The 11,901-nt window shown below is 65.1% G+C and carries 12 protein-coding genes; 8 read left to right on the plus strand and 4 right to left on the minus strand.

Annotation, left to right across the window (positions count from 1 at the left end):
- Positions 1–73 precede the first annotated feature (73 nt).
- Positions 74–2,080 (plus strand): TRAP transporter fused permease subunit, encoded by a 2,007-nt coding sequence (locus QGV55_RS18465; RefSeq protein ID WP_281019170.1) that lies wholly within the window; start codon positions 74–76, stop codon positions 2,078–2,080.
- A gap of 32 nt (positions 2,081–2,112) precedes the next feature.
- Here the strand turns inward: QGV55_RS18465 and QGV55_RS18470 are convergent, their stop codons facing one another.
- Together QGV55_RS18470 and QGV55_RS18475 are read right to left on the minus strand one after the other, a co-directional pair.
- The gene (locus tag QGV55_RS18470) at positions 2,113–2,550 is read right to left on the minus strand and encodes a BLUF domain-containing protein (protein WP_281019169.1); all 438 of its coding nucleotides are present in this window, start codon (positions 2,548–2,550) and stop codon (positions 2,113–2,115) included.
- Between the two features lie 44 nt (positions 2,551–2,594).
- On the minus strand, positions 2,595–2,726 hold the full coding sequence (locus tag QGV55_RS18475; protein WP_281019168.1) for a hypothetical protein: 132 nt from the start codon (positions 2,724–2,726) through the stop codon (positions 2,595–2,597).
- 93 nt (positions 2,727–2,819) lie between these two features.
- Between QGV55_RS18475 and QGV55_RS18480 the strand changes: the two genes are divergently transcribed.
- On the plus strand, positions 2,820–3,914 hold the full coding sequence (locus QGV55_RS18480; protein ID WP_281019167.1) for an FIST C-terminal domain-containing protein: 1,095 nt from the start codon (positions 2,820–2,822) through the stop codon (positions 3,912–3,914).
- A gap of 18 nt (positions 3,915–3,932) precedes the next feature.
- Here QGV55_RS18480 and QGV55_RS18485 read toward each other — a convergent pair whose 3' ends face one another.
- Positions 3,933–4,883 carry an MBL fold metallo-hydrolase gene (locus tag QGV55_RS18485; protein ID WP_281019166.1) on the minus strand — a complete coding sequence of 317 codons (951 nt, stop codon included), beginning with the start codon at positions 4,881–4,883 and terminating at the stop codon, positions 3,933–3,935.
- Between the two features lie 127 nt (positions 4,884–5,010).
- Between QGV55_RS18485 and paaX the strand changes: the two genes are divergently transcribed.
- The 4 genes from paaX to QGV55_RS18505 all read left to right on the plus strand — a co-directional run bounded on the left by paaX (position 5,011) and on the right by QGV55_RS18505 (position 9,009).
- The gene (gene paaX / locus QGV55_RS18490; protein WP_281019165.1) at positions 5,011–5,979 is read left to right on the plus strand and encodes a phenylacetic acid degradation operon negative regulatory protein PaaX; all 969 of its coding nucleotides are present in this window, start codon (positions 5,011–5,013) and stop codon (positions 5,977–5,979) included.
- A gap of 45 nt (positions 5,980–6,024) precedes the next feature.
- Positions 6,025–7,329 (plus strand): FAD-dependent oxidoreductase, encoded by a 1,305-nt coding sequence (locus QGV55_RS18495; RefSeq protein WP_281019164.1) that lies wholly within the window; start codon positions 6,025–6,027, stop codon positions 7,327–7,329.
- Positions 7,330–7,353: 24 nt separating this feature from the next.
- Positions 7,354–8,157 (plus strand): phosphodiesterase, encoded by an 804-nt coding sequence (locus tag QGV55_RS18500; RefSeq protein ID WP_281019163.1) that lies wholly within the window; start codon positions 7,354–7,356, stop codon positions 8,155–8,157.
- A 93-nt stretch (positions 8,158–8,250) separates the two neighbouring features.
- Positions 8,251–9,009: an SDR family oxidoreductase gene (locus tag QGV55_RS18505; protein WP_281019162.1), complete on the plus strand. Its 759-nt coding sequence runs from the start codon at positions 8,251–8,253 to the stop codon at positions 9,007–9,009.
- A 153-nt stretch (positions 9,010–9,162) separates the two neighbouring features.
- Here QGV55_RS18505 and QGV55_RS18510 read toward each other — a convergent pair whose 3' ends face one another.
- Positions 9,163–10,242, minus strand: a complete 1,080-nt coding sequence (locus QGV55_RS18510; protein WP_281019161.1) for an SDR family oxidoreductase — start codon at positions 10,240–10,242, stop codon at positions 9,163–9,165.
- A gap of 112 nt (positions 10,243–10,354) precedes the next feature.
- Here QGV55_RS18510 and QGV55_RS19765 point away from each other — a divergent pair, with 112 nt between their 5' ends.
- Together QGV55_RS19765 and QGV55_RS18515 are read left to right on the plus strand one after the other, a co-directional pair.
- Positions 10,355–10,606, plus strand: coding sequence for a DUF1272 domain-containing protein (locus tag QGV55_RS19765; protein ID WP_348637645.1), 252 nt, complete (start codon positions 10,355–10,357; stop codon positions 10,604–10,606).
- Positions 10,607–10,758: 152 nt separating this feature from the next.
- Positions 10,759–11,847, plus strand: coding sequence for a TRAP transporter substrate-binding protein (locus tag QGV55_RS18515; RefSeq protein WP_281019160.1), 1,089 nt, complete (start codon positions 10,759–10,761; stop codon positions 11,845–11,847).
- Positions 11,848–11,901 lie beyond the last annotated feature (54 nt).

Here is an 11,901-nt window from a genome sequence, read left to right on the forward strand (position 1 = left end):
GGCCCTTCCTCTACCTGACCCTGCTGCCCGTCCTGCCCAGATCATTTTGGGCCAGATCGTTTTGGGGGTTCCCATGTCCGACAGCGCCACGAATCCGTCCACGCAGCCCGAAGAGATCGATGATCGCGAGGCCAGCCGCTACCGCACGCTGGGTCCGGTCTGGCTGGGCATCATCTCCGCCATGACCAGCATCGCCATGCTGATCGCCATCGACCGCATGTTCGCGCTGGAGGTGCTGCAGACCCTGATCGGCAAGGCGCTGGTCGACAACCGCTACCTCTATCTGGTCGGCGGCATCATGATCTCGATGGTCTTCATCGTGCTGCCGGGCTTCAAGCGGTCCTCCAGGTCGAAGGTGCCGCTCTACGACATTGCCCTGATGATCCTGACCCTCGGCCTGACCTGCTATTACGTCTGGTATGCCGAGGCGATCCTGCTGGAAGCCTGGGAATATGCGGCCCCCCTGCACGGCATGTGGGTCAGTGTGGTCATGTGGGCGGTGATCATGGAGGCCGGGCGCCGTGCCGGCGGTCCCGCCGTCTTCTTCATCGTTCTGGTGATCTCGCTCTATCCCATCTATGCCGACCAGGTGCCGCAGGTGGTGTCCGGTCTGAGCCGCCCGTTCCTGGACACGGCGGCGTTCCACATGTTCTCCGAGGAGAGTTACCTCGGTATTCCGATGAAGGCCTTCGCGCTGCTGGTCTTCGGCTTCCTGCTGTTCGGCGTGGCGCTGATCTATACCGGTGCCGGACAGTTCTTCATCAGCTTTGCCTTTGCCCTGCTGGGCCATGTGCGCGGCGGCCCGGCGAAGGTGGCGATCTTCTCCTCCGGCCTCTTCGGTTCCATGTCCGGCGGGCCGGTGACCAATGTCCTGACGACAGGATCGCTCACCATTCCGGCGATGAAACGCATCGGTATCCGGTCGAAGACCGCGGGCGCGATCGAGGCCTGTGCCTCCACCGGTGGCGTGATGATGCCGCCGATCATGGGGGCGACGGCCTTCGTGATGGCAGACTTCCTGCAGGTCCGCTACATCGACGTGGCGCTGGCTGCCGCCATCCCGTCGCTGCTCTACTATCTCGGCCTGTTCATGCAGATCGACGCCTATGCGGCGGAGAAGCAGCTGAAGGGTCTGCCACGCGCCGAGCTGCCCTCCGTCCGCAGGGTGATGATCGAGGGGTGGTATTACCTGTTTGTCTTCGCCCTGCTGATCTTCATGCTGATCTACATGAAGCGGGAGGCGCAGGCCCCGTTCTACGCCACCGCGCTGCTGCTGATCATCAACCAGTTCAACCCGAAGCACCGCCTGACCTGGCTGAAGCTGAAGCAGTTCGTCTATGCCACCGGCTGCCTGCTGGCGGAACTGGCCAGTCTGCTGGCTGCCGTCGGCCTGATCGTCGGCGCGCTGCAGGCGACCGGCATGACCGGCACGCTGACCAATGATCTGGTCTACCTGGCGGGCGGACATCCGCTTGTGCTGCTGCTGATGGGTGCGGTGACGAGTTTCATCCTGGGTATCGGCATGACCGTGACCGCGGCGTACATCTTCCTGGCCATCATCCTGGCCCCGGCGCTGATCACGGCGGGCCTGGATCCGATGAGCGTGCACATGTTCCTGCTCTACTGGGGCATGCTTTCCTTCATCACGCCGCCGGTGGCGCTGGCCGCCTTTGCCGCCGCCTCCGTCGCCAGGTCGGAACCGATGCAGACCGGTTTCGAGGCCATGCGGATCGGTTCCATCATCTATTTCATCCCGTTCTTCTTCGTCTTCAATCCGGCCCTGCTGGGCAATGCCGGGACGCTGGAAGTCATCGTCGTCTGCGTCACCGCGGTGATCGGTATCCTGATGGTCGCGGCGGCGCTGCAGGGCTACCTGTTCGGCGTCGGACGGCTGGGCGGCGGTCTGCTTGGGGTCATCGGGCGCGCCAGCCTGTTCGTCGGCGGACTGATCTTTGCCGCGCCGGGCGGGGAGATGATCGGGTTCAGCCACACCGAACTCAGCCTGATCGCGCTGGTGGTCGCCGCACCCGGGGTTGCCGTGGCGTTCCTGGGCGGGCGCAAGGCGGCCGCCATGGGGTGATGAGCGCCTGACGAAACCATCAGTCGGGGGGATCAGCGCGTCTCGGGGATCGAGGCGAGGAAGTTGCGCACCATGTACTCGGGCATGCCGCCTGAGCTGCGGCAGCCGCTGTCCTCCAGCACGGACCGCCGCAACTGCACGAAGCCTTCGAGGCTCTCTCCGGGATCTAGCCTCCGGAAGGCCATCGACCAGTTGCCGAAGAGACGCGCGTCGCACTGGACATCGTCCACCTTCATCAGCCGACGGTGGCGCGGATCATCCAGAAGACGCTGGTAGGTGCAGTCAACCGCCTCCTCCGGCCCTTCCAGAATCTGCATGAAGGAACCGTCGCCATAGAGCAGCAGACCCGTCAGACCGTCGCGCAGATTGTTGTGGCGACTCTGGCCAAGCAGGCTGTCCAGTTCGGAGGTGCTCATCGTCTTTGTCGCTGACGAGAAGTAGATCAGACGACGTATTGTCTTCCGGTTCATTTGTCCCCAGACCGTCGGATTGGCAGTGCATCCGGCACAAGGCGTCAGAATCTGACGCCAACCGCCCAGTCCACGCCGGACTGGCTGCCGCCGTCCAGCTTCACACGCAGGGCTTCGCAACCTGTCAGCAGGGCGAGGCCGATCAGCAGGACGCAGATGACACCTGTGCGCTTCATTTCGCGAAACTATCGCTTCTCGGGTCTTAAGAAAATGCGCATCAGCGTGAACTTCCCTTGTGTGCGGCGACTGTCACGTCCAGAAATGCACCCATGGACATGACGGATCGCTTTCAGACGGGATGGGGCGCGGACGCCGACTGGCGCACTGCGCTGGGACAGTGTCTCGACATGATCGACACGGACCTGGCGCACAGTGGTCCCGGCTTCGTCTATCTGTCCGACCATTTCTCCGGCGACGCCCAGGGTATCCTCACCGTGCTGCGGGGCCGCACCGGCATCGGCGACTGGGTGGGTACGGCGGGGATCGGCATTCTGGCAAATGACCAGCAGTTCTTCGATCACCCCGCCATCGCCGTGATGCTGACGTCGGTCGCGGAGGGGGCTTCACATCTGCTGCGCCCGGACGGTGTTTCGCCGCCCCCCTTCATGCCATGGTTCGGCGTGGCCCATGCGGATCCGGGCCAGCCCGAGCTGCGGGAGAGCCTGCGGGTGCTGGAGCAGCAGCCGGGAGGCTACTGGGTTGGCGGTCTTGCCGCCTCCCGGGGTCCGAACCCGGTGATGGCGAAGACCCTGACGACCGGGGGACCGGCAGGTATCGTCTTCTCCGATCAGGTTCCCGTCGTCACGGCCCTCACCCAGGGATGCACCCCGATCGGTCCGGCGCGGGAGATCACGCGGGCGGAACGCAACATCGCCATCGAGCTGGATGGCCGTCCGGCATTCGAGCTCTTCCGGCAGGACATCGGCGAGATCCTGTCGCGCAACCTGGACCGGATACCCGGCTTCATCTTTGCCGGACTTGCTCCGGCGGGTCAGGACAGCGGCGACTATCTGGTGCGGGAGATCGCGGGCGTCGATCCGCAGCACGGCCTGGTGGCGGTGGCGGAGGAGGTCACGGTCGGGCAGCGGCTCATGTTCTGCCGCCGCGACGGTGCAGCAGCCGTGGCGGACATGGAACGGATGCTGGACACGCTGGAACAGCGCACGGGCGGGGCCACGCCGCGCGGCGGCCTCTACTTCAGTTGCCTTGGCCGCGGCCCGAACCTGTTCGATGACCAGCGCACCGAGGCCGCGATGATCCGGGAACGCTTCCCCGACCTGCCGCTGATCGGCTTCTTCGGCAATGGCGAGATCGCAAACAGCCGCCTCTATGCCTACACGGGTGTGCTGTCGCTGTTCCTCTAAGCCCGGGCGACCGGACCCCTACTGCTCCAGCTGCTGCCACATGTCCTTGTCGCGTTCGGCGGTCCAGATGCGGGGGTGGTCGATGCCGCTGGCCTCGTCATAGGCGCGGGAGATGTCGAAGGGCATGCAGTGGGCGAAGATCGACCAGTGGCCGTACTTGCCTTCCAGCGCCGGAACCACCGTGTCGTAGGCTTCCTTGAGCGAATGGTTGGCGGCGACCTCGCGGGCGACACCGTCGTAGAGCGCACGGATGAAGCTTTCCGTGCCGGCGATGGCTTCCTCGCAGGCTTCCGGCGTCTTCATGGCGGGGCCACGGCCGGGAATCAGGAAATCCGGTTTCAGGGCGCGCAGCTTGTCCAGGGTGCCGGGCCAGTCGCGCAGATGTGCGTCGCCCGTGTAGGGGGTGGCGCCATTCTCCACCAGATCGCCGGAGAACAGCACCTTCTGTGACGGCACCCAGACGATGGTGTCGCCGCGGGTGTGGCCGCGGCCGGGATGCATGACCTGCACCTCCAGATCACCCATCATGATGGTCATCCGGTCGGAGAAGGTCATGGTCGGCCAGGTCAGGCCGGGAATGCTCTCGATGCCCTGGAACAGGCGCGGGAAGCGATCTGCCTCCGACTTGTAGTCGGCGTCGCCGCGCTCGCGGATCATCTCCATCGTCGGCTCGGAGGCAATGATGTGCTCCGCGCCATAGGCGGCGGCCCCCAGCACCCGGACAGCGTGATAATGGGTCAGCACGACATAGCGGAACGGCTTGTCGGTCACTTCCCGCACCCGGCGGATCAGGTCATCCGCCGCAATGGGTGTGGCGCGGGTATCGATCACCATGACGCCGTCGTCGCCGATGATCACGCCGGATGTGGGATCACCCTCCTCCACATAGACCCAGGTATTCTCCGTCAGTTGCTCGAACGTGATTTCCTTCGGCCCCAGATCCTGTGTCGATGCGAATGCGCGCGCCATGCCGCCGTCTCCCCTGGTTCATGCCGGCTGTCGACCGGTCCCGTTGCGTTCAGATAAGAGCACGCAACCCTGTACCGCAAGCCCTGCGGGATTGAATGACCGTGATTTGCCGGTAACATCGGCACCCATGGCCACGACCATGCAAGATCGCCGGACACCGGACGGCTCCGGCGACCGCGGCGGAACCGCCCTGGTTCCCGTCGTGCGCCACCTGCTGGACCAGGTACCCGTGCGGGCGCCATCGCTGATCGTCACCGTCTGGGGCGACACCATCTCCGCGCATGATTGCCCGGTATGGCTGGGCAGCCTGATCCGTCTTCTGGCCGATTTCGGACTCAACGAGCGGGTGGTGCGGACAGCCGTCTTCCGTCTGCAGAAGGACAACTGGCTGCGGGGCCGACAGGCGGGACGGCGCAGCTTCTATGACCTCGCCGCGTCCGGCCGCCGCCGCTCCGACGCCGCCCACCGGACCATCTACCGCTCCGCCCGTGGCGAATGGGATGGCTGCTGGCTCACCCTGATGGCCACGTCCGACGCCATGCGCCGCGCGGATCAGCTCCGGCGTGATCTGGCCTGGATGGGGTTTGGCTCACCTGCGCCGGGCGTCTTCCTGCACCCTGACATGTCGGAGCAGGCCGTGCGCGCGCTGCTGCATGACCAGGGCATGGAGGACCAGGTCGTCGTGCTGCGCGCCAGGGCCGAGGCCGGTTCGGAACCAGCGGCCCTGCGGCATCTGGCGCGGGAAGCCTGGGACCTCGCCTCCCTGGAGGGCGGATACAGTGATTTCCTGCGGCTGTTCACACCGGTGATGGAACATGTGACGCAGCACGGCTCCCTGCCGGACCGGGACGCCTTCGTGGTACGGACGCTGCTGATTCACGAATTCCGGCGTGTCACCCTGCGTGATCCGCTGCTGCCGCAGGCCGTGCTCGGCAAGGACTGGCCGGGCGAGACAGCGCGACAGCTTTCCGCCAGTCTGTATCGCGCGATTCACGCGCAGGCGACGGCGCATGCGATGCGCCATCTGGAAACTGCGGATGGGGGACTGCCCCCGCCGCGCAGGGGATACTATGATCGGTATGGTGGCCTGGACTGAGGGGATGCGGTCGGGCCAACAGGTGATGAAACGGGGAGGAAGCAAATGACCATGCATGTGGCAATCATCGGCGCGGGCCCGGCCGGATTCTATGCGGCGGAGGCCCTGGCCACGAAGGGGGAGGGGGTCATGGTCGATCTGATCGACCGGCTGCCGACGCCCCATGGCCTGATCCGGTCAGGCGTCGCCCCTGATCACCAGACCACCAAGCGCGTCACGAAGAAATACGACCAGACCGCATCGCGGGAGAACGTGCGCTACGTCGGCAATGTCACCCTGGGCCGGGATGTGACGATGGATGAACTGCGCGATCTCTATGACGCGGTCATCATCGCCTTCGGCGCGGAGGGGGATCGCCCCATGGGCATTCCGGGGGAGGACAAGGAGGGGGTGCTCGGCTCCTTCGCCTTCGTCGGCTGGTACAATGGCCATCCGGATTTCGTCGATCTGGACATCGACCTGGATGTCAGCGACGTCGCCGTCATCGGCAACGGCAACGTAGCGCTCGACTGCGCCCGTCTGCTGGCGCGCACCGAGGACGAGATGAAGGCATCCGACCTGACCGATGAGGCCGGAGAGGTGCTGTTCAACAGCGCCGTGACCGATGTGCATCTGATCGGACGCCGTGGTCCGGTGGAGGCGAGCTTCTCCATCGCCGAGATGCGGGAGATGGGGGAGCTGCAGCGCGGCATCTCCCTGGTGCACGATGACCAGATTCCGGAGGCGCTGCCGCACGGCATGGATCCGAAGGAGGCGCGCGGTCGCAAGGCGGTGCTGGAGGTGCTGCAGTCGTTCCGCGGCAATACCCGCGACCAGGCCCCGGTGGCGGTACATTTCGAGTTCTTCCTGCGCCCCGTCGAAGTGCTCGGCGACGACAGGGTCACGGGCATCCGTGTGGAGCGGACGAAGCTGGAGGATGGCCGTGCGGTCGGTACCGGGGAGATCTTCGACATTCCCTGCGGCATGGTCATCAGCTGCATCGGCTATGTCAGCCGCCCCATCGACGGGCTGCCCATGGAGTATGGCAAGGTCGTCAATGACCGGGGGCGCGTCGCGCCCGGCGTCTATGTCGTCGGCTGGGCCAAGCGCGGCCCCAGCGGTACCATCGGCACCAACCGCCCGGACGCGCAGGATGTTGTCACGCTGCTGCTTGAAGACATGAGCGACGGCGCGGGCAAGCAGGGTGGCGCGGGACTGGATGCGCTGCTGATCCAGCGCGGTGTCCGCCACGTCAGCTACAACGACTGGCTGGTGATCGATCAGGCGGAGCAGGATCGTGCCGACCCGGAAGCGCCAAGGCGGAAATTCATCACGATTCCGGATATGCTGTCCGTCGTTGACGAGTCCTGACGCAAGCGGAGGCGGCGGCGCGCCATGATCCTGATCCAGATCAGTGACCTGCACATAACGGACCCCGGTGAGCCGGTGGACAGGCTCGCCCGGACGACCGAGCGGCTGGCGATCGCGGTGGCGCGGATCAATGCCATGCAGCCCCGGCCCGACGGGGTCATCGTCACCGGCGATCTGGTGAACGAATGCCGGACCAGCGAGTACGAGCGGCTGCGTCAGACCCTCGCGCCCCTTCAGGTCCCGATCTGGCTGATGGTCGGCAACCATGACGCCCGCGACGACCTGCGTCTGGTCTTCGACGATCATGCCTATCTCGGCACCGGGGGCTTCGTGCAGTACACGGTGGAGGATCTTTCCGTGCGCCTGATCGCCCTGGACAGCCAGATCCCCGGCGAGACGGCGGGTCGGCTCTGCGCGGAGCGGCTGGGCTGGCTGGAGGATCGTCTGGAGGAACAGCCCGACCGGCCGACCATGATCTTCGTGCATCATCCGCCGTTCCCCAGCGGCATCGACCGCATGGACGCCAACGGACTTGTCGAGGGGCGGGAGGAACTGGCGCGGATCGTCGGTGCGCACCGTCAGGTGCTCGGCATCTCGGCGGGCCATGTGCATCGCCCGATCATGACCTCCATCGCAGGTGTGCCGGCGCATACCTGCCCCAGTACCGCGCATCAGCTCGGCCTCGACCTGCTGCGCACGGATGGTGTCAGCATCGTCGCCGAGCCACCGGCCTGCCTGATGCACACCCGCCAGCCAGGTGCGCCGCTGGTGACGCATCATGTCTATCTGGACGACTATCCTGTGCTGGCGGATGTCAGCATGAAGTAGGGTCGGTCTTGTCTGCGGACCGTGCAGGCACGGTCGGCGGATGACACACATCTGCGATACCGAACAACTGCAAACCCTGGGGAGGGACAGATCATGAGTTTCATCAACACGACGGTTGTCGTCACCGGCGCCGCACGCGGCATCGGCAAGGCCTACGCAAAGGGATTCGCCGGGCTGGGGGCCAATGTGGTGGCCACCGACATTTCCGACTGCGACGCGGTGGTCGAGGAGATCACGGCCTCCGGCGGGACGGCCATGGCCCATGCCTGCGACATCTCGAAGATGGACCAGATGACGGAACTCGCGGCGAAGACGGCGGAACGGTTCGGCCCTGCCGCCGTGCTGATCAACAATGCCGCGCTCTACGGCACGCTGGGTGGCGGACGCTTCGACAAGCTGACGGAGGAAAGCTGGGACGCCGCCATGGCGGTCAACGTGAAGGGGCTGTGGAATGCGGCCAAGGCCTTCGTGCCCCAGATGCGCGAGCTGGGCGGCGGCTCCATCATCAATATCTCCTCGCTGGCCGCGACCTACGGCCTCGCCTATGCGCTGCACTATACGGTGTCCAAGGCGGCCGTGATCGGCCTGACCCGGGGACTGGCGCGGGAACTGGGCCGCGACCGCATCCGCGTCAACGCCATCGCACCCTCCGCCGTGCTGACCGAAGGCACGATCGAGTTCATGGGCGAGAAGTACGAGAAGGCGCTGGATGTCATCGCCTCCGGCCAGTCGATCCAGCGCAACCTGGACAGCGAGGATCTGGTCGGCACGGCGATCTGGCTGGCCTCCGACGCCTCCGCCATGGTCACGGGCCAGACCATTGCCGTCGACGGCGGCACGGTGTTCCTCTGAGCGGAGTCTGACCTCTGACCGTTCCGCCCCTCTCCCCCTCCCGGCTACCCACGCAAGTATCCTGAAATGGGTGGCCGGGAGGGGGAGAGGGGCGGAACGGTCCACAGACAAGACCCGGGAGGGGTCCACAGACAAGTCCGGCGCGGTTCCCCCCTATCGCGGCAACACACCCTCCGACTGCAGGCGGGTGAGCCAGCCGAGGAACATTTCCTCCGAATCCAGGCAATCGGCAAAGCCGGCCTGGCGGATGCGGATGGTGGACAGGATGACATCGTTCGGACGGCTGCCGTACCCCATCGAATAGTCGATGAAGGACCAGGAGGGCACCAGTTCCGCCAGGGTCGTCGGCTTCAACCCGTGCCGTTCGACGATGCGCTGCCAGACGGCTTCCTTGTCCACCATGGAGCGGGCGAGGCTGTGCGGGTGCGGCACATCCGTTGGCATGGCGAAATGGGCCGCGATCCGGCGCCAGAAATGCGCGAAGACGAAGACATCGCCATTGGTGACATTGAAGATGGTGTTCCGCGCATTGGCTGACTCACCGGCCCAGCTGATGGCGCGGGCCAGCAGTGCCCCGTCGGTCAGTTCGATGGTGCGCGGCTCCCCGCCCGGAAAACGCAGTGGCAGGCCAAGCTCGCGGCAGATCGCGGCATAGGCCCCGACCCCGGCGATGATGTTCATCGGGCTGCCCAGCGCATAGCCGCAGACCAGTTGCGGCCGCATCACCGTCCAGTGCCAGTCCCTGCCCTGCTGCCGGGCGGTCAGCCAATCCTGCTGGTCGTAGTAGAAGTTCGGTGTCATGTAGCGCGGATCATCCTCGCGCGCGGGCAGCCGGAACGGCCCCATGTGGATACCGTAGGCCTTGGTGCCCTGCATCAGGGTGATGTGGCGCAGCTTCGGCGCCCGTGCCTCAACAACCTCGACCAGGTTGGTTAGCATGGCGAGATTGGTGGCGACATGGCCCGGGTCGGTCCAGCCCCGCGCGATCTCCGGCTGTTCGTTGACGGCGGCATAGACCAGATGGGTGACATCCTCCAGCCCGGTCAGCGTGGCCGCGCAGGCATCGCGGTCCAGCAGGTCGAGCGCGATGAAGCGGGCGTCGCTGTCGAAGTCCGGTGAGCGCCGCGACAGGCCGATGGCGGGTCGCCCCTCCGCCGCCAGCTGCTCGAGTACCGCCCGGCCGACGATGCCCATGGCACCGGCCACCAGTGTTGTGCCCCTCTGTTCCGTCATGTTCGGCCTGCTGTCATGATCTGTCTGTCCGTCTCACTGCATTGTTGACGCCCAACCTGATCATACTAGCCTTTCCGGGGCGTGGTTCATCCACCGGAATGAGGAGACGCCCATGCTTGCCCTGAGGCCCTGTTGCGAATGTTGTGATGCCGACCTGCCCCCGGACTCGGACCGGGCCATGATCTGCTCGTTCGAATGCACCTTCTGCCGGGACTGCGCGGCGGAGACATTCGATCACACCTGTCCGAACTGCGGCGGCGGACTGGTGCCCCGCCCGATCCGGCCGGCCGGTCTGCTGTCGCGTTTCCCCGCGTCCACCGACAGGGTTCTGAAGGATCATCCCGGATGCACGAAAGTGGCGTGATGGGGTGTTCTTGTACCACAATCAACTGAAACCGGTTGCAATCCACTCAGGAATTCCGCCAATTAGCGCAGCGCAGCTCTTGTGGTGTACGTAACAACGTATGGAACCGTGCTGCACGATAACGAATCGATACAACGGAGGACTTCAAGTCTATGGAACGTCGTAAATTTCTGAAGGGTGCCGCGCTGGCTGGCGTCGGTACCGCAGCGCTGGCCGCGCCCGCCATTGCCCAGGGCGGCAAGACCATGACCATCGTGTCGACCTGGCCGCGGGACTTCCCGGGACTGGGCATCTCCGCACAGCGTCTGGCCGCGCGTATCGCGCAGCTGTCCGATGGTGCGCTGAACGTTGAATATTTCGCCGCCGGTGAACGCGTGGGCGCGTTCGACGTCTTTGACGAAGTGGCTTCCGGCAACTCGCAGGCCTATATCGGTGCGGACTACTACTGGACCGGCAAGCATCCGGCCCTGGCCTATTTCACCGCCGTGCCGTTCGGCATGACCACCGTGGAATGGAACGCCTGGATCAAGTTCAAGGGCGGTCAGGAACTGTGGAACAAGGTCTCCGGCGAATTCGGCCTGAAGCCGCTGATGTGCGGCGCGACCGGCACCCAGGCCGGCGGCTGGTTCAACAAGGAAATCGAATCCGCTGATGACCTGAAGGGTCTGAAGATGCGTATTCCGGGCCTGGGCGGTTCCGTGATGTCGAAGCTCGGCGTCTCCACCGTGTCCCTGCCGGGTGGCCAGATCTATGAAAACCTGGTTTCCGGCGCTATCGAGGCAACGGAGTGGGTCGGTCCCTACAATGACTACTTCATGAAGTTCTACGAGGCCGCGAAGTACTACTACACCGGTGGCATGCATGAGCCGGGTGGCGGACTGGCCTTCGGCATGAACGCCAGCTTCTGGGGCAGCCTGACCGACTGGGAGAAGGCGGTGATCGAGGCGGCCTGCTACGAGGAGCATGGCGCGGCGTTCGAAGAGAACATGGCCAAGAACGGCGAGTACATGACCAAGCTGGTCAACGACCACGGTGTCCAGGTCCGCGCGTTCAACGACGATGTCTGGGACGCGTTCGGTGACGCGGCGGCGGAAGTCTTCGCGGAAACCCGTGACCATTCCCCGCTGGCTACCGAAGTCGACGACTCCTTCCAGGCCAACCTGCGCGAGATCGGCGGGACGATGGCCAAGTTCGAAGGCACCTTCGTCAACCAGCGCAACCGTGTGCTGGGTCTGACCTGACCGAAGGCTGACTGACAGGAATCAGGGCGGTGCCTCGAATGGCACCGCCCTTTT

It is taken from the genome of Minwuia sp. IMCC3009, assembly GCF_029909415.1.
In the GTDB taxonomy this organism is placed as follows: Bacteria; Pseudomonadota; Alphaproteobacteria; order Minwuiales; family Minwuiaceae; genus Minwuia.